The following is a 20,269-nucleotide window of genomic DNA, read 5'->3' on the forward strand; positions in this document are numbered from 1 at the left end:
GCACCTGGGAGAGTGACATGGACATGCGGCGGTGTAAATGGATGTCACGTGTCCATTGGGTGACCGGAAACGGCAAATCGGGGCTTGTCTACGCGAGTTGACCGGGCGTCGGCGGCAACAGGGCCGGCACGGCCGCGCCGCGGGTCACGCCAGCAGCTTCGGATACTCCTGCTTGTACGTGTTCATCTGTTCGCACCAGCCGGTCGTGAAGTCCGCCGAATCACCACTGGTGCCGTTGCCGACCGAGCCGGGCGGGATGAAGTCGGGGATGTCCCGGAAGATCTTGGAAGCCGCCCTGGCCGCCTCGGTGCCCTTCTCGAACGCCCTGAGGAGGTGGCCACCCGCTGCCTGGAGAAGCTTCGGCATCTCGTTCTTGGGGTTCTCGAACGCCTTCTTCATGTTGCTCATCCCGGCCAGCTCCTTGCTTCCGGTGCCGAGGATGCGCAACGCGTGCAGCGCCGCGTACAGCTGACCGCACAGATATGCCTGGCTCCGCCCGTTGCCCGCCATGGGCCACTCCCCCCGCCGACGACACCTGCTGCCCTACCCGAAAACGTGACCCTGGGAACACGTGTACAACTTCGGGTCGTCCGTGCGAGTCGAAGGGGCATGACTCACGCGATATCCAGACGTGTCAGATGGGTGGCGGGCGGGGTGCTCCTCGCCTCCGTGGCTGCCGTCACACCCGCGGCCGCGGCGACCCCCGCCGTCAGCTGTACGTCCGCCAAGGCGGGGCTCGCCGAGAAGCTGAAGAAGGACATCACCGCGGCGCTCGCCACCCGTAAGGGCACCGTCGCGGTGGGGCTCTACGACCGGTCCACCCAGACGACCTGCACCCTGCGGCCGTCCACCGCCTACGACTCCGCGAGCGTGGTCAAGGTGACCGTCCTCGCCACCCTCCTCTGGGACGCGCAGAAGACCGGGCGCGCGCTCACCAGCCGGGAGAAGTCGCTCGCCACGGCCATGATCACCAAGTCCGACAACACCTCCACCTCCACCCTGTGGAAGCAGCTCGGCGTCACCAAGGTGAAGAACTTCCTCGCCGCCGCCGGCATGACGCAGACCAAGCCCGGCGCGAACGGCTACTGGGGCCTGACCCAGATCACCGTCACCGACGAGCAGAAGCTGATGAAGCTGCTCACCGCGAAGAACACGGTGCTCACCGACGACTCCCGCTGGTACATCCGCAAGCTGATGGGCGACGTCATCTCCTCGCAGCGCTGGGGCACCCCCTACGGCGCGCCCTCCGACGTCATCGTGCACGTCAAGAACGGCTGGCTCCAGCGCGCCACCAATGGCTGGCGGGTCCACAGCGTCGGCACCTTCAAGGGCGGCGGCCACGACTACATGATCACCGTGCTGACCCACGGGAACAGCACGATGAACTACGGCATCAACACCATCCAGAGCGTCGCCAAGGTCATCCACCGCGATCTCGACGCGAGTTGACGCCTGACGGTCTCCCGTCCTTCACCGGCCCGCCCTACGGTGACGTCCATGCGCATGAGATCCGTACTCGCGACCGCCACCGCGGCCCTGGCGGCGGCCACCTGTCTGACCGCCGCCGGTCCTTCCCACGCCAACGGCTGGCAGGACCACGCCTGTTCGCCGTACGTCGCCATCGACCGCTTCTCCGACGCGCTCGACAAGACGACGTACCAGGGCACCTTCGTGGGCAACCTCTCCGCGCTCGCGGTGGACCGGGACGGTTCGCTCGCGGCCGTGTCCGACCGTTCCGCGCTGTTCTCGCTGGACTCGAGGACGCTCGCGCCGCGGTCCGTCGTCGCGCTCGCCGACGAGAACGGCGCCGCCCTCGACTCCGAGGGCGTGGTCGTCGACCGGGACGGCACCCGGCTGATCAGCTCCGAGGGCGAGCCCGCCGTACGCCGCTACTCCGCGGACGGCAGGATCCTCGGCCGTCTCCCCGTGCCCGACGCGCTCCGGCCGGCCCCGGCCGGGCGGGCAGTGAGCAACGGCACCTTCGAGGGCCTGACCTGGTTCCGTGGCGGCCTGCTCGCCTCCATGGAGTACGCGCTGTCCGGCGACACCGCGGGCATCGTCCGCTTCCAGACCTGGGACCGGCACAAGGGCGCCCACAAGGGCGCCCACGAACTCGCCGCCCAGTACGGCTACCGCGCCGACACCGGCCTCGGCGTCCCGGAGGTCCAGGCCCTCCCCGACGGCCGGCTCCTCGTCCTGGAGCGCGGCTTCACCTCCGGCGTCGGCAACACCGTCCGTCTCTACCTCGCCGACCCGCGCCGGGCGACGGACACCTCCGACGTCGAGAACCTCACCGGACAGCCCGGGGTGCGGCTGGTCGGGAAGACCCTCCTCGCCGACATCGCCGCCTGCCCGGACCTCGGCGCCACGGCGAAGCAGCCCCAGCCGAACCCGCTCCTCGACAACATCGAGGCGATGACGGTCACGGGCCGGACGAAGGGCGGCGCCCTGAAGGTCGTGCTGGCCAGCGACGACAACCAGAACCCGAGCCAGACGACCCGGTTCTACTACCTCAGGGCGCGGGTCTAGCCCGGGAGCACGGCGATCCCCGACGGCCGCTCGCCCGCGGCCAGCCGACGGGTGCCGCCGGTGTCGAGGTCGACCACCGTGATGCCGTCCCAGTGGCCGTCCCGGGTGAAGCCCCCGGTGACGTAGGCGGTACGGCCGTCGGCGACGACGTCCTCGTGGGGACCGTCGAGCGGGATCACCCTCTCCCGGCCGTCCGGGTGGCGGACGGTCAGGGAAGGGCCGGCGTCCTCCGCCGGGTCGATGGGACCGGTGCCCACGACGAGGAGGGTGCCGTCGGCCAGGACGGTCACCCCGTGCTGGTGCGTGTTCGCCGTCATGCGCTCGACCGTCGAGCGGCCGGTCTCCGGGTCGAGGACGACCAGCTTCTCGCCCTCGAAGGGCAGCAACAGCCTGCCGTCCGACGGTCGTACGGCCGCGTAGTGCGGCTTCAGCCACGAGCCGAGGCCGCCCTCCGTGCCGTAGGGGGCCACCTCGACGCGACGCGTGTCGAGGGAGGCCGTGTCGACGACGGTGACGTCGAAGGAGTCGTGCCCGGTGGCGTAGACGTGCCGTCCGTCCGGGGAGACGTCCAGGTCGAAGGGGCGGCGGCCGGTGTCCGCCGTGCCGGTGACCTTCAGGGTGCGGGTGTCGATGACCTCCAACGTCCCGTTCCCGCCCGGGACGTTGACCCCGAGGTACACCCGCCGGCCGTCGGGGGCGAGCGCGATGCCCATGCCGCCGCCGCGGTACTCGCCGTACGTCGGATCGCCGAGGTCGTCGGTCTCGTACGGGATCAGCGCGAGGCGTTCCCGGGTGCGCGTGTCGACGACGGCGACGCCCTCGGCCGCGGCGACCCACGCGCGGCCGTCCGCGCCGACGGTCAGGCCGTAGGGGGCGGTGCCGACCCTCACCGAGTCGAGCGGGCCCTCGGCGGGGTCGACGAAGGTGACCGTGTCGGCGCCGAAGTCGGCGACGAGGAGGGTGGGGTCGGGGGTCGGCGTGCGGTCGGGGGCCGGAGTGGGGGCGGCGGTCGGCGTGCGGGGACTCCCGGCGGCCCGCCCGCGTTCGGGGGCGGTGTCGCAGGCGGTGAGCAGGACGGCCGCCGCGACGAGGGCCAGGACGGCGGCTCGCGGTGAGGTCATGGGCTTGCCTCCGGGAAAGGACCGGGAAAGGAGGGTCCGGGCGCCCCGACGGAGCGCCCGGGGACACGGCGGTCGGGTCAGCCGGCCAGCTCGGCCACGCCCGCCTGCGCGAACTTCTCGTCCAGCGCGCCGGACGGGGCGCCCGCGACGCCGATGCCCGCGATCGGGGCGTTGTTCACGGTGACCGGGGCCCCGCCGCCCAGGAAGAGAGTGCCCGGGATGTCCTTCAGGTTCGGGGTCTGCTCCAGGCGCTTGACCAGCTCGGAGGTGGGGGCGTTCCAGGAGACCGCGGTGAAGGCCTTGCGGATCGCGGACTCGTAGGACTGCGGGCCCGCGCCGTCACCGCGCAGGGTCACCAGGGTGTTGCCGTTGCGGTCCACGACGGCGACGGTGACCCGCTGGTTCTCCTTCTTCGCCGCCTCCAGGACGGCCTCGGCGGCCTCGGTGGCGGCCTTGACCGTCAGATGCGTGGAGGTGACCGTGTCCGACGACTTCACGGCGGCGGGGCGGGCCTGCGCGGCGGCCGGGGCCGAGGCGCTGGCGGAGACGGCCCCGAAGGTGCCGGCGGCCACGGCCGCGAGGACGACGCCACCGGTGGCGAGACGGGCACGGCGGGAGAACTTCTTCATGGCTCAGCAACTCCTGGGCTCGGCGGGTTCGACTGCGTGATCCAGCCTGGGCCCGGATCCGGGGCCCGCCCGTCGGCGTTCCGGCTGCTCCCGGAGAGCGGGTCGGCGGACGCGCGGGTCAACCGATCGGTTGACCCCGGCGGCCGGTGGGGCGGGGGACACTGGGCAGCATGCGGGCACCACGGCAGGAGTACGGCGACACGGCCACCCCCGGCACGCCCGCCGACCCCGACGCCCGCTGGCTCGCCGCCGTCATGCACGCCACCTTCTTCCTCCTGCTCGGCACGTCCATGGCCCGCTACCTCCAGCGCCACGGCGGGGAACCCGGGGCCCCCTGGGTGATCGCCCTGGCCGCCGTCCTCGCGGTGCTGTACGTCATGGGCCGCTTCGGCGACCGGCCGGGACCGGCCGGCACCGAGTCCGCCTGGCCCACCCCGCCCCGCCTCCTCTGGCTCGGTGCGGTCGTCGCCGTCTGGGCGGTCCTCGTCGCCCTGGCGCCGAGCTTCGCCTGGGTCGCCGTCCCCCTCTTCTACGTCGCCCTGCGCCACCTGCCCCCCGCTGCCGCGTACGTCCTCGTCACCGTCCTCACCGTGTTCGTGATCGCCGCCCAGCTCCAGCTGGCCCCGCGCTTCGACCTCGACCTCGTCGTCGGCCCGGCGGCCGTCGCCGGGTTCGCCACCGCGATCTTCGTGCACCTGCGCCGCCAGGCGGCCCGGCAGCGGGCGCTCATCGACGACCTGGTCCGCACCCGCCGGGAACTGGCCGCCACCGAACGCCGTGAGGGCACCCTCGCCGAACGCCAGCGGCTCGCCATGGAGATCCACGACACCCTCGCCCAGGGCCTGTCCAGCCAGCAGATGCTGCTCCAGGCCGCCGAGCGGGTCTGGGAGTCGGACCCGGACAAGGCCCGCGCGCATGTCCGGACCGCCGAGTCGGTGGCCGAGCACAACCTCACCGAGGCCCGTCGCTTCGTGCACGACCTCGCCCCCGCCGACCTGGCCCGGGGCGGCGGGCTCGGCGAGGCGCTGCGCACCCTGGCCGCCCGGGAGTCCGGCGACCGCCTCACCGTCCGCGTCCACCTCGACGACGGCGGCCGCGCCCCCGAGCTGCCCGACCGGGTCCAGTCGGCGCTGGTGCGCATCGCGCAGGGCGCCCTGGCGAACGTACGGGAGCACTCCGGGGCGAGCGCCGCCGCGCTGACCCTCACCCTCCTCGACGACCAGGCCGTCCTGGACGTCGCCGACGACGGGCACGGCTTCGACCCGGCGGCACTGCCGGACATCCCGTCCGGAGTGCGGGGGCACGGGCTGCCCGCCATCCGCGCGCGGGTACGGCAGCTCGGCGGCACCCTGGCCGTGGAGTCGGCGCCGGGCGAGGGCACGGTCCTGTCAGCCGCGATCCCGCTGGAGAAGCCGGTGGCGAACTCCTTGGAGCACCCCTGATGACCGTACGCATCCTGCTCTGCGACGACCACGCCGTCGTCCGCGCCGGACTGCTCGCCCTCCTCGACAGCGCCCCGGACATCGAGGTCGTGGGGGAGGCCGGGACCGGCGAGGAGGCGCTGGCGCTCGCCGCGAAGCTCACGCCGGACGTGGTGCTGATGGACCTCCAGCTCGGGGCCGGGATCGACGGAGTGGAGACGACCCGGCGGCTCACCGCGGCCCCCGGCGGCCCGCACGTGCTGGTTCTGACGACCTACGACACCGACGCCGACATCACCCGGGCCATCGAGGCGGGCGCGACCGGCTACCTGCTGAAGGCCGAGCGCCCGGAGGAGCTGTTCGCCGCGATCCACGCCGCCGCCGAGGGCCGTACGGCCCTGTCCGCACCGGTCGCGGGCCGGGTCATGGCCAACCTCCGCAATCCGCGCCCCACGCTCACCGACCGGGAACAGGAGATCCTCGGCAAGCTCTCCCAGGGCCTCGGCAACCGGGACATCGCCAAGGCGCTGTTCATCAGCGAGGCCACGGTCAAGACCCACCTCGGCCGGATCTACGACAAGCTCGGCGTGGACACCCGGGCGGGCGCGGTGGCGGTGGCGAAGGAACAGCGGCTGCTGCCCTGAACGCCTCAGTACGCGGGCCGCTCGTACTCGTCGACGGTGCCGTCGCCGTTCGCGTCGCTCGTGTACTGGTAGGCGTCGCGGTAGTCGTCCGTGTACCGCATGCACCTGCCCTCCGCGCGCAGCTCGGGCTTCCCGGTGTACCAGCCGAGGTGGAGGGTGACCCGTATGCCGTCGTCGAGGGCGGTGGTGATGCCGTTCTCGACCTTCTCCACCTCGCGTCCCTCCTCGCGCCAGGTGGCTTCCAGGGCCCTCAGCGCGGCGCGGAAGTCCGCCGTGCTCGCGTACTCCAGGTCCCAGGCGTAGGTCGGCTGGTCCCGGGTGACATTGCCCTGGTCCCAGCCGAAGTCGTCCACGCAGGAGCCGCCGTTCTCCTGGCTGGGGTGCGGGTCGCCCGTCGGCACGGGGGAGAGCGCGAGGTAGACCCGCGTGCCCGTTTCCGTGGTGGCCTGTACATGCGCGCGGAACTCGTCCGTCGTGCGCACCGGGCCGCCCTCGATCGCCTCGCACCCCTTGGCCAGCAGCGCGAACAGCAGCACGAGGGCGACGGCGGCGACGACGAGCACGGTGTTCTTCCTCATGCCGATGATCAAAGCGGGGCGGCGGACGCGGCGGCACCGCCGGGCTACTCAGAGGTAATGAGCGTTGATGCTCATCCGAGACCCGCCCCGGGATGAAAACTGCCCCGGAACACGTTGGGGATGTCCGTGGACGATCACACGGGGAGGCCGGACGTGGCAGCGCGGCAGGGTTGGGCGCGGAGACTGTGGGGGTACGCCTGGCGCTACCCGAAGGACGTCGTCCTCGCCCTCGGGTCCTCCCTGGCCGGTATGGCCGTCATGGCCCTGGTGCCGTTGATCACCAAGGTGATCCTCGACGACGTGATCGGCGACAAGAGCCGGGGCATGGCGCTGTGGGCGGGACTGCTGATCGCCTCGGCGGTCGTCGTGTACGTGCTCACCTACGTCCGGCGCTACTACGGCGGCCGGCTCGCTCTCGACGTCCAGCACGATCTGCGGACCGAGATGTACGACACGATCACCCGGCTCGACGGGCGGCGGCAGGACGAGCTGTCCACCGGGCAGATCGTGGGCCGGGCGACCAGTGACCTCCAGCTGATCCAGGGCCTGCTGTTCATGCTCCCGATGACCATCGGGAACTTCGCCCTGTTCCTGATCTCCCTGGTCGTCATGGCCTGGCTGTCGGTGCCGCTCACCCTCGTCGCCCTGGCGGTCGCGCCCGCGCTGTGGTGGATCGCCAGGCGCAGCCGCAGCAAGCTGCACCCCGCCACCTGGTACGCGCAGGCCCAGGCGGCGGCCGTCGCCGGCGTCGTCGACGGGGCCGTCACCGGGGTCCGGGTGGTCAAGGGCTTCGGGCAGGAGGAGCAGGAGACCGGCAAGCTGCGGGACGTCAGCCGGCGGCTCTTCGCCGGCCGGCTGCGGACCATCCGCTTCAACTCCAAGTACACCCCGGCCCTCCAGGCCGTCCCCGCCCTCGGCCAGGTCGCGATGCTCGCCGTCGGCGGCTGGCTCGCTGTCCGCGGACACATCACCCTCGGCACCTTCGTCGCCTTCTCCGCCTACCTCGCCCAGCTCGTCGGCCCGGTCCGGATGCTCGCCGTGGTCCTCACGGTCGCCCAGCAGGCCCGCGCGGGCACCGAGCGCGTCCTGGAGCTGATCGACACCGAGCCGTCGCTGAAGGACGGCACCAAGGAGCTGCCCGCCGACGCCCCGGCGACGGTGGAGTTCGACGACGTGTCCTTCGGGTACGAAGGCGCGGGCGGCAAGGCCAGCCCGGTCCTGGACGGCCTGAGCTTCGAGATCCGCGCCGGCGAGACCCTCGCGGTCGTCGGCTCCTCCGGCTCCGGCAAGTCCACCGTCTCGCTCCTGCTGCCGCGCTTCTACGACGTCACCCACGGCGCCGTCCTCATCGGCGGCCACGACGTCCGCGAGCTGACCCTGGACTCGCTGCGCGCCGCGATCGGCCTGGTCCCCGAGGACTCCTTCCTCTTCTCCGACACCGTCCGCAGCAACATCGCCTACGGCCGCCCCGACGCCACCCAGGAACAGATCGAGCAGGCCGCCCGCGCCGCCCAGGCGGACCGTTTCATCCGGGAGCTCCCCGAGGGCTACGACACCAAGGTCGGCGAGCACGGCCTCACCCTCTCCGGCGGCCAGCGCCAGCGCGTGGCCCTGGCCCGCGCCATCCTCACCGACCCCCGCCTGCTGGTCCTCGACGACGCCACGTCCGCCGTCGACGCGCGCGTGGAACACGAGATCCACGAGGCCCTCGCCCAGGTCATGGAGGGCCGTACGACCCTCCTGATCGCCCACCGCCGCTCCACCCTGAACCTCGCCGACCGCATCGCCGTCCTCGACGGCGGACGGCTCGCCGACCTCGGCACGCACGAGGAACTCCAGCAGCGCTCGGCCCTCTACCGGCGCCTGCTCACCGACCCCGACGAGCTGGGCGGCGTCTCGCCCGGACACACCCCGAAGGCGGTACCGCAGGACGAGGACACGACCGTACGGGCCGAGCTGGACGCCGAGTTCGACGCCGAGCGCGGGATCACCCCCCGGCTGTGGGCGGGCGAGCGCACCCCGCGCGACGCCGCGATGGACGCGGCCCCCGCCACCCCGGAGCTCCTCGCCGCGGTCGAGGCGCTGCCCCCGGCCAAGGACCTCCCCGAGATCGACGAGGCCCGAGCGGTCACCCCCGAGGAGTCGTACGGCCTGCGCAGGCTGCTGCGCGGCTTCGGGCTGCCCCTGCTGGTGAGCCTCGCCCTGGTGGCCGTGGACGCAGGCACCGGACTGCTGCTGCCGGTGCTGATCCGGCACGGCATCGACAGCGGGGTCTCCGAGGCGGCCCTCGGCGCGGTCTGGGCGGCCTCGCTGCTCGCCCTGCTGGCGGTGACCGTGCAGTGGTCGGCGCAGGTCGGCGAGACTTTGATGACCGGGCGGACCGGCGAGCGGGTCCTGTACGCGCTCCGCCTGAAGATCTTCGCCCAGCTCCAGCGGCTCGGACTCGACTACTACGAGCGCGAGCTGACCGGCCGGATCATGACGAGGATGACGACGGACGTCGACGCCCTGTCGACCTTCCTCCAGACGGGCCTGGTCACCGCGTTCGTCTCGGTCGTCACCTTCTTCGGCATCATGGTCGCCCTGCTGGTGATCGACCTCGAGCTGGCACTGGTCGTCTTCGCGACCCTGCCGCCGCTGATCGTCGCCACCTACTTCTTCCGCCGGGCGAGTGTGAAGGCGTACGAACTGGCCCGTGAACGGGTGTCGGTGGTCAACGCCGACCTCCAGGAGTCGGTCTCCGGGCTGCGGATCGTGCAGGCCTTCCGGCGCGAGCGGGACGGCGGCGCGCGGTTCGCCGGGCGCAGCGACAGCTACCGGCAGGCCCGCATCAGGGGCCAGTGGCTGATCTCGGTCTACTTCCCCTTCGTGCAATTCCTGTCGTCGGCGGCCGTGGCGGCGGTGCTGATCGTGGGCGCGGGCCGGATCGACGACGCGACGCTGACGACCGGCGCGCTGGTGGCGTACCTGCTCTACATCGACCTGTTCTTCGCCCCGGTGCAGCAGCTCTCGCAGGTCTTCGACGGCTACCAGCAGGCGACGGTGTCGCTGGGCCGGATCCAGGAGCTGCTCCGGGAGCCCACGTCCACGAAGTCCGCCGAGGAGCCGCTCGACGTGCTGTCGCTGCGCGGCGAGATCGCCTTCGAGGACGTGCACTTCGCGTACGGCGGCGACGAGGAGGCGCTGACCGCCGTGGACCTGCGCATCCCCGCGGGCCAGACGGTCGCCTTCGTCGGCGAGACCGGGGCCGGCAAGTCGACCCTCGTGAAACTGGTGGCCCGCTTCTACGACCCGACCGCCGGCCGGGTCACCGTCGACGGCACCGATCTGCGCGCCCTGGACATGACGGCGTACCGGCACCGGCTCGGCGTCGTCCCGCAGGAGGCGTACCTCTTCCAGGGCACCGTCCGTGACGCCATCGCCTACGGCCGTCCCGAGGCGACGGACGCCCAGGTGGAGGCGGCGGCCCGGGCGGTGGGCGCGCACGAGATGATCGCGACGCTCGAAGGCGGCTACCTCCACGAGGTCGCCGAGCGCGGCCGCAACCTCTCGGCAGGCCAGCGCCAGCTGATCGCCCTGGCCCGCGCCGAACTCGTCGACCCCGACGTCCTGCTCCTCGACGAGGCCACGGCCGCGCTGGACCTGGCGACGGAGGCGCAGGTCAACCAGGCCACGGACCGCCTCGCGGGCCGCCGTACGACGCTCGTCGTGGCCCACCGCCTGACCACGGCCGCCCGCGCGGACCGGGTCGTGGTGATGGCCCACGGCAGGGTGGCGGAGGACGGCACGCACGAGGAGCTGCTTGCCCTGGGCGGGCGGTACGCCGAACTGTGGCGGACTTTCGTCGGTGAACCGGTCGGTGTAGAGCTGGCGTGACGATCGGCACGCAACCGTCCGGCGTACGTCACGCGTCCGTACACCAGTACGCTCATCGCCGGGGTACGGGGAGGACGACGCAGTGGACAGTGGTGCGATACGCCGACGGCTCGCGGTCGGCCTGGCCGTGCTGACCGCGTCCGGGCTGCTGGCGGTCGCGGCGCCCGGGGAGGCACAGGCCGCAGGTACCTCGTGCGCGGGCCGCAAGGTCCGCACGGTGCCGTTCTCCACGGGCGCCGTGCACGTCTACCAGTCCGGCGGACAGGTCTGCGCGGTCACCGTGGCCAAGAACCCCGGGCCGTTGCGGACGATGGCGGTCAGCGTGCAGGCGCGGGGCCATCAACCGGTGCCGTACAAGGGCAAGCACCGCCGCAAGTCCCGCACGGTGACGTTGTACGTGGGGCATCGCTGCGTGAAGGTGACGGGCAGGGTGGGCGGGGGCTCGGGGGAGTCGGGTTGGATCCTGTGCTGAGACCGCCGATGCCCGCGGCCCCGCGAAACTGTGTCCCCTTGAACAGTCCCTGTGTCCCCTCGAACTGTTTCTGTTCCCTTGCGAACCGGCCTTTTTCGGTAAGTCCCCTGGTGTGATCGTCAGTTGCTCCGATAGCTTCCGGGCGCACATCTGACTCACAGGGGAGGGTGCATGCGCAAGGCGCTCAGATGGCTGCTGGCGCTCACGGTGCTCATAGGCACGTTGAGCACGGCAGGGGCGGCCACCGCCGCCCAGCCGGAGGCCACCACCGACATCAAGGACCGGCTGCTCGCGATACCGGGCATGAGCCTGATCGAGGAGAAGCCGTACCCCGGCTACCGCTTCTTCGTCCTCAACTACACGCAGCCGGTGGACCACCGGCACCCGTCGAAGGGCACGTTCCAGCAGCGGATCACCATGCTGCACAAGGACGTCAGCCGCCCGACGGTCTTCTACACCGGCGGCTACAACGTCTCCACGACCCCGAGCCGGCGCGAGCCGACGCAGATCGTGGACGGCAACCAGATCTCCATGGAGTACCGCTACTTCACCCCGTCCCGGCCGGCTCCGGCGGACTGGAAGAAGCTGGACATCTGGCAGGCGGCGAGCGACCAACACCGCATCTTCGAGGCGCTCAAGCCGATCTACCCCAAGAAGTGGCTGTCGACGGGCGGTTCGAAGGGCGGCATGACCGCCACGTACTACGAGCGCTTCTACCCGCGTGACATGGACGGCGTCGTGGCCTACGTGGCCCCCAACGACGTGGTGAACAGGGAGGACTCGGCGTACGACGAGTTCTTCGCCACCGTCGGCACCAAGGAGTGCCGGGACCGCCTGAACGGCGTCCAGCGCGAGGCGCTGGTGCGCCGGGAGCCGCTGGAGCAGCGGTACGCGGCGTACGCGGCGGAGAACGAGTACACCTTCAACACGGTCGGCAGCCTGGACAAGGCGTACGAGGCGACGGTGCTCGACTACGTCTGGGGCTTCTGGCAGTACAGCCTGCTGTCGGACTGCGACACGATCCCGGCGGACGCCAAGAACGCGACGGACGACGAGATCTGGACGTCCATCGACACGATCGCGGGCTTCAGCTTCTACACCGACCAGGGCCTGGAGCCGTACACGCCGTACTACTACCAGGCGGGCACGCAGCTGGGCGCGCCGACGATCGTCTTCCCGCACATCGAGAAGAAGTACATCCGCTACGGCTACCTGCCGCCGCGCCACTTCGTCCCGCGGGACATCGAGATGAAGTTCCAGCCGTGGGTGATGCGGGACGTGGACCACTGGGTCCGCCACAACGCGACGCGCATGCTCTTCGTCTACGGCGAGAACGACCCGTGGGGCGCCGAACCCTTCCACCTGGGCAAGGGCGCGCGTGACTCGTACATCTTCACGGCCCCCGGCGCGAACCACGGCGCCCGGGTAGCGGGCCTGATCGACTCCGAGAAGGCCCTGGCAACGGCGAAGATCCTGGAGTGGGCGGGCGTGGCCCCGGCCTCGGTCCAGTCGAACCCGTCCTCGGCGAAGCCCCTGGCGAAGTTCGACGCGAAGCTGGACAGGCGGGGGGTGGAGCGGACGCTGCGTCCGTAACCTGCCTTGAACCGGCGGCGGGTCCTTGGTGGGCCTGCCGCCGGTCTGGCGTGCCTTTTCAGGGGCAGACCGACTCGTCGGACTCGTCGTGGAAATAGGCCTTGCGCTCTTCCGGAGTGAGGTCACGATCGAACGTGCTGCAGACCTTCTTGATGGCTTGGTCGACCTTTAGCGAGGTGGGTACTTTCCACAATCGACCCGTTCCGTCCCAGGCCACGGTGGCCAGAGTATTGCCGTCGGGGCTGAACTCCAGCGAGGTGATGGCCACGGGGCTTGTGAGCCTGGTGGTACGGGCTTTGCCGGTTTCCGCGTCCCACATGCGGATGGCTCCATCGTCGCCTGCGGTGGCGAGTGTGCGACCGTCAGGGCTGAAGGCCACCGCGTTGACAGCCCCCGTGTGCTCGGTCAGCGTCGCGCGTGCTCTGCCGGTGGCTGCATCCCACAGAAGCGCCGTTCCGTCCCAGCTGGCGGTGGCGAGGGTACGGCCATCCGGGCTGAAGGCCACCCCCGACACATCGGCGGTGTGTCCGGGAAGCGTTTTTCGTAGCCTTCCCGTGGCCGCGTCCCACAGCCGTGCAGTGGAGTCTTGGCCTGCGGTGGCGAGGGTGTGGCCGTCGGGACTGAAGACCACCGCCAACACCGTCGCGTTGTGCTTGGTCAGTTCGGCTCGTGATGTACCGGTGGCCGTGTTCCACAGACGAGCGGTTCCGTCTGCGCTCGCGGTGGCGAGGGTACGGCCGTCAGGGCTGAAGGCCACCGCCCACAATCTGGCGTCGTGTCCCTTGAGCGTGGTGCGCGAGGCGCCGGTGGCCGCGTCCCACAGCCGTGCAGTGTTGTCGTCGCTTGCGGTGGCGAGCATGCGGCCGTCGCGGCTGAAGGCCACCGCATTCACCTCATTGCGGTGTCCCCTGAGTGTCTTGCCCAGCTTGCCGGTGGCCGGATCACGCAGCCGTACGGTCTTGTCGGCACTCGCAGTGGCGAGCGTACGACCGTCGGGACTGAAGGCCACGCCCCAGATCTCGGCGGTGTGTCCGGCCAGTGCGGTGCGGTCGTCGGGGGCGGAGCGCCATAGGCGAAGGGTTCTGTCGCGGCTGACCGTGGCGAGCGTGTCGCTGTCATGGCTAAAGGCCAGCCCGAGAACGGCGTTCGAGTGCCCCATGAGGGATGCTCTAACCGAACCGTTGGTGGCGTCCAGCAGTTCTACGTAGCGGTCGCTCGCAGCGGCGAGTGTCTTGCTGTCAGGGCTGAAGGCGAGCAGAAGTGCTGAGCTGGCGGGGATTTCGCGAGTCTTGCCGGTGGTTCCGTGTCTCAGGCGAAGTTCGTAGCCGTCGGTGCTGGCCAGTGTGCGGCTGTCGGGACTGTAGGCCAACGACGTCACAGGCTCCGTGTGCTCTTTGAGTGTGGTGAGTGTTTTGCCGGTGTCTGTGTCCCAGAGGCGGATGGTTTTGTCGGCGCTGCCGGTGGCGAGTGTGTGGCCCTTGGGGTGGAAGGCCACTGTTCTTACTTGGTCCGTGTGTCCTTTGAGTGTGGTGAGTGTTTTGCCGGTGTCTGTGTCCCAGAGGCGGATGGTTTTGTCGGCGCTGCCGGTGGCGAGTGTGTGGCCCTTGGGGTGGAAGGCCACTGTTCTTACTTGGTCCGTGTGTCCTTTGAGTGTGGTGAGTGTTTTGCCGGTGTCTGTGTCCCAGAGGCGGATGGTTTTGTCGGCGCTGCCGGTGGCGAGTATGTGGTCCTCGGGATGAAATGCCACTGCGTTTACCTCGTGGCTCCTGAACGTGGTCCGTACCTCGTTCGTGTCCGTGTCCCACAGCCGTACCGTTCCGTCGGCGCTGGCGCTGGCGAGGGTGCGGCGGTCGGGACTGTAGGCCACAGAGCGCACCTCGTCAGTGTGTCCGGTCAGGCGTCGATGCGCTGGCAACGCCCCAGCGTTCTGCAGGCTCTCGACTGCCTCCGCTGTATGACTAGTGCGATACGCCTTGACGGCCAGCAGCGCGGCGATCTCCGGGTTCGTGCCGATGAGTTCGTCGGACTGCGCAGCAAGCTGCCGAGACAAGGCCCTTTCCTTGGCGTTCCCCACTCGGAGCCCCTGCCACACCGCACCCCCCGCCGCCAACAGCGCCAGCACCAGCAAGCCGCCCAGTACGCCATTGAGCATCCTGCTGCGTCGGATTGCCGACCGCTGACGGTCCTTGCTCGCCGTCAGGAACTCCGCGATATCCCCCGGCAACCGCCGCTGCTGTGACCACTCAAGCCCCTCCGCCAGGGCCGTTCCGCCCAGCAGGTCCCCCGGGTCCTTCTTCTCTGCCCAGCGGGCCTGGCGTTCGCGGGTGCGGCCGAGCCACTCCTGAAAGCGGTGGTCCTGGTCGACCCACTTGCGCAGGGCGCCCCAGTTGCGGATGAGCGCCTCGTGGATCAGCTCGGCCACCGGTTCCCCGGGCGGGGCGCCGGGGACCTGCGGGGCTCGCAGCGTCTGGGTGGTGATGATGCGGCGACGGGCGAGCGCGGCGATCACGGAGTCGACGGCCTCCTGTCTCCCCGTGGCGCCCGGGTCAGCCGCCAGGTCGCGCAGTTCATGGAGCGGAACCTGCGTGCGTACGGCGGTGATGTTGTGGCTGGGGTCGGCGGGGTGGACCAGGGAGGTGAGGGCCCGCCGTGCGATGTCCTGCTGCTCGGGGGAGAGTTCGTCGAGCGCGCTGTCGCACCACGTGGTGACGCTGCCGCTGACCTCCCCGATGCGCTCGTACGCCTCGTGGGTGAGGTACCCGTCCTCACGCCGGTCCCACAACTGCTGGAGCGTCATCTCCAGTAGCGGCAGCACGGTGACGGGCGCCTGCCGGGTGACGGCGGCCTCGGGGGTGATGTCCAGTACGTCGCCGATGATCCGCTCGGCCAAGCCGGGCTGGAAGCGCAGCCCCACGTTCTCGGCAGGCAGGACGATGATGTCGTGCAGGTCCTGCTGGGTGAGGGTGCCCGGCACATTGAGCAGGCCCGACATCGCGGCTTCCAGCAACTTGGGCGCCCGTGCCGCCAGCTGCGGATAGAAGTCGTCCCGCATGATCAGGATCACGGTGACCTTCGTGTAGGCGTCCGCCGCGGACGTAACCTCGTCGATGGCCTCCAGCAGCTTCCGCAGCCGCCCGTTGGTGCTCTGCACCAGCAGTTCCTCGAACTGGTCGATGACCAACAGGACCCGCTGGTACGAAGTCTCCGCCGCCAGGCGGGCGTTGACCGCCGCCGTGATGCCGTCCAGGCTCGCCCCGGGCAGCCCCGCCCGCTCGATCTCCGCGAGCATGTCCTGCCGAGGCCGAGCCAGTACGGGCAGCCACCGGTCGCTGCCTGGCAGCGCGCCGTCCGCCAGCTCGCGCAGCACGCCCGCCTGGATCAGCGACGACTTGCCCGAGCCCGAGGGGCCGAGCAGAAGGGTCAGGCGGCGCTGTTGCGAGAGGTTCGCCAGTACCTGTCGTACCGCCTCCGAGCGGCCCTCGAACCACTGGGCGTGTTCGGCCGTGAACGGCTCCAGGCCTCGGTAGGGGCATACGTCGCGCTCGGCCAGCTCCGGGAGGATCTCCCGGAGGACCTCGGTGGGGGTGGCGTACGCGATGCCCAGTCCCCGTTCGTACGTGTCGGGCGCGGTGATCGCGGTGAGCATGCCGACGACCAGGCCGGTGTCCTCGTCGAAGACGGGTCCGCCGCTGAACCCGGTGGTGAGGTCGTTGGCGTCGGTCAGCTGCAGAAGCGCGCTCCGAGACTCCGTGGCGGGCAGCAGATCGCCGGCCTTGCCGAAGCCGAGATGTCCTTCCCGCGAGGCCTGTGCGGGGAATCCGTACGACCGCACGTCGTGGCGCCGACGGCCCTCAGCCGAGCCGAGCGGGAGGATCCACGCACCGGCCGGCGTGCGGTTCAGTCGGATGAAGGCCACGTCCTCGCGCTCGGCGGAACGCCACAGGTCGGTGGGCACCGTTCCCCGGATGCCGTCAGCGTTCACCAGGTACGGGAAGGACAGCAGGACCTCGGAGTCGGGTCCGCCCCCGGCATCCTCGACGACGTGCGCACAGGTGACCAGTACACCCTCGGCCACCAGGAAGCCGGTGCCGGCGACCTGTCCGTCCGGTGTGAGGATTTGGGCCACCGACAAGGGGAGGTCGGAAGCGATGCCGTCACCGGTCATGGCTGGCCACCCCCCTCGGCGACCTCGTCCTTCCAGGCCACCGTCACCTTCAGATGGCACCCGGCCTGGCTCTTCGTGATCACGGCGCCCGCCTCGAACGCGAGGTCGACGCCGAACTCGACGGTGATCTCGTCGGGGCGGGCCTTGCGCAGGGCGGTGAGGGCGGCTCGGGCCGCCTCCGTCACCGGCTCCAGGGCGCCCTCCAACGTGGACGGCAACTCGCGCACCGTGTCGCCGATGCGGCCGGCCTTCACCGGCCCCGCGTCAGGCGGGCCCGGCTCCTCCACCAGCAGCCAGCCCCCGCCCTCCAGAGGTATCCGTCGAAGAGAGGTCACGCTGCCACGTTCCATGAACCTGGCATATGCCGCATGCCGGATGGGGCCGTTCGCGTGTCACACCGGCCGCGCGCAGCCCACCGGGCGGTCGCCGCCCAACTGGACGTACAGCGCCGTCGACACCGGGCAGTCGGTGCGTTTCGCCACCGCCTCGACCACCTTGTACTGCGGCTTCTTCCTGTCCTTGCCGTCGCAGGACGTCTCGCGGACCTGGCGGCCGCCCGTGTTGTAGACGCAGTCGCCGACGATCGTGCGGGGGCCGCCGCCCGCGCCCGGGTCGCCGGGGTGGGGCGGGGTGAGGTTGCGCATGCAGGCGTAGCCCTGGGGGACCGCGCCGTCGCCGTCCTCGTCCGAGGGGCTCTGTTCGCTGATGTGCAGGACGAAGTCCGTGGTGCTGGGGCAGGGCGGGCCGTCGCCGACGGCGCCGTCGAAGCGGGCCACCACCCTCGCCGCCGCCCGCTCCCCGCCGCACGGCACTTCCGTGAAGCTCGTCGTGCCGAAGGAACTGCACTCGTCGACCCCGAGGAACACCGTGCCGTACCCCGAGGGGCGGGCCCGGGACGGGGCCGCCGACACCGCCTCGCTCCCGCGGCCGTCCTCCTCCGCGCCCCCCTCCGACTGGCAGGCCGTCAACAGCGCCGCCACCGCCAGTACCACCGCCCCCACGGCATGTCTCCCACGCATCGCACTCCCCCCAGAGCCCCCAGGTCCAGCGTGGCCCGCCACAGCGGGCGCACGCCAGACGCACGGGGTGCTTTGGGCCCATTGGGGGTGGTGCGCCCGAGCGGTGGCGTACCAGGCGCTACGCCAGGTACGACAGTCCGTGCCCTGCGCCGGGTACGACAGTCCGTGCCCCGCACCGGGTACGACAGTCCGTGTTCTACGCCGGATAAGACAGCCCGTGTTCTACGCCGGATAAGACAGCCCGTGCCCCAGCGGGTACAGCACCCGGCTCGGGTCGTCCGCCCGCTGTACCGGCACCGGCAGTTTGCCGCGCGGGGTCACCGTGCCGGCGATCACCTTTGCCGCCGCTCGCAGTTCCACATCGGTCCAGGAGTACGAGGCCAGGTAGCCCTGCACGGCGGGCAGGTGCGCCACGTCGTAGGGGTTGCGGATGGCCACCGCCACCACCGGCTTCCCCGTCGCCAGCAACTGCGCCACCAGTGTCTTCTGACTGCTGGTCGCCGTGACGTTGTACGTCCCCACCACCACCGCGTCCACGTCCTGCGCCGCCGCCACCGCGCGCGCGATCGTCGCGGTGGACGGTGCCGTGCCGGTGGACAGCGGGGTCGCCGTGAAGCCGAGCTCGGTCAGCGCGGTGGCCAGGACACCGGTGGGCGGGCCCGTCGTGCCGGAGGGGGACGCCGGGTCCGCGCCCACGACCAAAATCCTCGGCAGCTCGACGGGGGACAGCGGCAGCAGGGCACCCTCGTTCACCAGCAGGGTCGTCGAGTGCTCGGCGATCCGGTCGGCCGCCTCCAGGTGGTCCGGGATGCCCACCGTGCGGTCCACGCCCCGGTGACTGACGTACGGCTGGCCGAAGAGCCCCAGCTTCGCCTTCAGCCGCAGCACCCGCAGGATCGACTCGTCCAGCCGCGCCTCGGTCAGCTCGCCGTCCCGCACCGCCTTCAGCACGGCGTTCCAGGCGACGTCCAGGTTCGGCGGGTTCAGGAGCTGGTCCACGCCCGCCTTCAGCGCCAGCACCGGGACCCGGTCGTCGCCGTACTTGGTGCGGACGCCCTCCATGCCGAGCGAGTCGGTGACCACGACCCCGTCGTAGCCCAGCTCCTCGCGCAGGATGCCGGTGAGGATCGGGCGGGAGAGGGTGGCCGGGTCGCCGGAGTCGTCCAGTGCCGGGACCATGATGTGCGCGGTCATGATCGAGTCGATGCCCGCCTCGATCGCCGCCCGGAAGGGGGGCGCGTCCAGCGCGTCCCACTGTGCGCGCGTGTGCGTGATGACCGGGAAGCCGTAGTGGCTGTCCACGGCCGTGTCGCCGTGCCCGGGGAAGTGCTTGGCGGTCGCCGCGACCGAGGAGCGTTCGTAGCCGACGACCTCGGCGGCGACCAGCCGGGAGACCGCTGCCGGGTCGGAGCCGAAGGAGCGTACGCCGATGACCGGGTTGGCCGGGTTGACGTTGACGTCGGCCACGGGGGAGTAGTCCTGCCGGATGCCGAGGGCGCGCAGTTCCTTTCCGGCGATCCGGCCGAGGGTGCGGGCGTCGGAGCGCGAGCCGCTCGCGCCGACGGCCATCGCGCCCGGGAAGAGGGTGGCGGGCTTGCCCACGCGGGCGACTATGCCGTGCTCCTGGTCGGTGGAGACCAGGACGGGCAGTCCGCGCGGCAGCTCCAGGGACGCCTTCTGGATGCCGTTGGAGAGGTCGGCGATCTGGTGCGGGTTGCGGGTGTTGTGGGCCCAGGCGAAGTAGATGATGCCGCCGACGCGGTACTTGGCGATCAGCTCGGCGGCCGTGCGGACGCCGATCTCCTTGAGGTTGGCGTCGATGTCGGCCTGATCGGGGGCGGTGGCGGAGTGGCCGTAGACCCGCATCACGAACAGCTGGCCGACCTTCTCCTCGAGCGTCATACGGGAGATGAGGGAGCGGAGCTTCTTGTCGTCCGCGTATGCGGTGCCGCCCATCGCGAGGGCGGCGGTGACTCCCGCTGTCGCGGCGAGGACGGTGCGTCTGGAGGGCACGTGCGCTCCTTCCGGAGGTGATCCGCTGAAGAGGCTTCAGAGGGGTTCCGCTGAAAGAAACTTCCGAGGAGTCACCAATATCCGGGAAGTTTCTGCCAGTCAAGAGAGTGCACAGTAACCCGGTGAAGGCGCGCGGCCGGGGAATGAGGGCCGCCATCGGCGCTGTTGGAGGGGGCGCGCCGATGACGGCGGGCTGTCGGCCGCGGTAC

Annotated in this window: 15 protein-coding genes; 7 read left to right on the forward strand and 8 right to left on the reverse strand. The window is 70.9% G+C overall.

Annotated features, from left to right (window positions below):
- Nucleotides 1–144: 144 nt before the first annotated feature.
- Nucleotides 145–510: a hypothetical protein gene (locus tag ACWDRW_RS08475; RefSeq protein WP_451721522.1), complete on the reverse strand. Its 366-nt coding sequence runs from the start codon at nt 508–510 to the stop codon at nt 145–147.
- A gap of 99 nt (nt 511–609) precedes the next feature.
- On the opposite strand from ACWDRW_RS08475, the gene ACWDRW_RS08480 reads away from it, so the two are divergent.
- Both ACWDRW_RS08480 and ACWDRW_RS08485 read left to right on the forward strand, forming a co-directional pair.
- Nucleotides 610–1,449, forward strand: a complete 840-nt coding sequence (locus ACWDRW_RS08480) for a serine hydrolase (protein ID WP_451721523.1) — start codon at nt 610–612, stop codon at nt 1,447–1,449.
- 48 nt (nt 1,450–1,497) lie between these two features.
- A complete protein-coding gene (locus tag ACWDRW_RS08485; protein WP_451721524.1) occupies nt 1,498–2,529 on the forward strand; it encodes an esterase-like activity of phytase family protein in 1,032 nt (343 codons plus the stop codon).
- Here the strand turns inward: ACWDRW_RS08485 and ACWDRW_RS08490 are convergent.
- Together ACWDRW_RS08490 and ACWDRW_RS08495 are read right to left on the reverse strand one after the other, a co-directional pair.
- Complete coding sequence (locus ACWDRW_RS08490) at nt 2,526–3,650, reverse strand: hypothetical protein (protein ID WP_451721525.1); 1,125 nt, start codon at nt 3,648–3,650, stop codon at nt 2,526–2,528. The genes ACWDRW_RS08485 and ACWDRW_RS08490 overlap by 4 nt on opposite strands.
- Nucleotides 3,651–3,727: 77 nt before the next feature.
- Complete coding sequence (locus ACWDRW_RS08495) at nt 3,728–4,279, reverse strand: GlcG/HbpS family heme-binding protein (protein WP_451721526.1); 552 nt, start codon at nt 4,277–4,279, stop codon at nt 3,728–3,730.
- Nucleotides 4,280–4,449: 170 nt separating this feature from the next.
- Between ACWDRW_RS08495 and ACWDRW_RS08500 the strand changes: the two genes are divergently transcribed.
- On the forward strand, nt 4,450–5,721 hold the full coding sequence (locus ACWDRW_RS08500) for a sensor histidine kinase (protein WP_451721527.1): 1,272 nt from the start codon (nt 4,450–4,452) through the stop codon (nt 5,719–5,721).
- Complete coding sequence (locus ACWDRW_RS08505; protein WP_451721528.1) at nt 5,721–6,344, forward strand: response regulator; 624 nt, start codon at nt 5,721–5,723, stop codon at nt 6,342–6,344. Before ACWDRW_RS08500 ends, ACWDRW_RS08505 begins: the two co-directional genes overlap by 1 nt.
- 5 nt (nt 6,345–6,349) lie before the next feature.
- On the opposite strand, the gene ACWDRW_RS08510 is transcribed toward ACWDRW_RS08505, so the two are convergent.
- Nucleotides 6,350–6,922, reverse strand: coding sequence for a hypothetical protein (locus ACWDRW_RS08510; protein ID WP_451721529.1), 573 nt, complete (start codon nt 6,920–6,922; stop codon nt 6,350–6,352).
- 153 nt (nt 6,923–7,075) lie between these two features.
- Here ACWDRW_RS08510 and ACWDRW_RS08515 point away from each other — a divergent pair, with 153 nt between their 5' ends.
- From ACWDRW_RS08515 to ACWDRW_RS08525, 3 genes are all read left to right on the forward strand, one after another.
- On the forward strand, nt 7,076–10,798 hold the full coding sequence (locus ACWDRW_RS08515; protein ID WP_451721530.1) for an ABC transporter ATP-binding protein: 3,723 nt from the start codon (nt 7,076–7,078) through the stop codon (nt 10,796–10,798).
- Nucleotides 10,799–10,880: 82 nt separating this feature from the next.
- Nucleotides 10,881–11,270 (forward strand): hypothetical protein, encoded by a 390-nt coding sequence (locus ACWDRW_RS08520; RefSeq protein WP_451721531.1) that lies wholly within the window; start codon nt 10,881–10,883, stop codon nt 11,268–11,270.
- Nucleotides 11,271–11,441: 171 nt separating this feature from the next.
- A complete protein-coding gene (locus ACWDRW_RS08525; RefSeq protein WP_451721532.1) occupies nt 11,442–12,863 on the forward strand; it encodes a S28 family serine protease in 1,422 nt (473 codons plus the stop codon).
- A 58-nt stretch (nt 12,864–12,921) separates the two neighbouring features.
- Here ACWDRW_RS08525 and ACWDRW_RS08530 read toward each other — a convergent pair whose 3' ends face one another.
- The 4 genes from ACWDRW_RS08530 to ACWDRW_RS08545 all read right to left on the reverse strand — a co-directional run bounded on the left by ACWDRW_RS08530 (nt 12,922) and on the right by ACWDRW_RS08545 (nt 20,003).
- Nucleotides 12,922–17,028, reverse strand: a complete 4,107-nt coding sequence (locus ACWDRW_RS08530; protein WP_451721533.1) for an nSTAND1 domain-containing NTPase — start codon at nt 17,026–17,028, stop codon at nt 12,922–12,924.
- Nucleotides 17,025–17,363, reverse strand: coding sequence for a CU044_2847 family protein (locus ACWDRW_RS08535; protein ID WP_451721534.1), 339 nt, complete (start codon nt 17,361–17,363; stop codon nt 17,025–17,027). The genes ACWDRW_RS08530 and ACWDRW_RS08535 overlap by 4 nt, the downstream gene beginning before the upstream one ends.
- A 57-nt stretch (nt 17,364–17,420) precedes the next feature.
- The gene (locus ACWDRW_RS08540) at nt 17,421–18,047 is read right to left on the reverse strand and encodes a hypothetical protein (RefSeq protein WP_451721535.1); all 627 of its coding nucleotides are present in this window, start codon (nt 18,045–18,047) and stop codon (nt 17,421–17,423) included.
- A 222-nt stretch (nt 18,048–18,269) separates the two neighbouring features.
- Nucleotides 18,270–20,003, reverse strand: a complete 1,734-nt coding sequence (locus ACWDRW_RS08545; RefSeq protein ID WP_451721610.1) for a glycoside hydrolase family 3 protein — start codon at nt 20,001–20,003, stop codon at nt 18,270–18,272.
- Between the last annotated feature and the right edge of the window lie 266 nt (nt 20,004–20,269).

The organism is Streptomyces sp. NPDC003635, assembly GCF_053587635.1.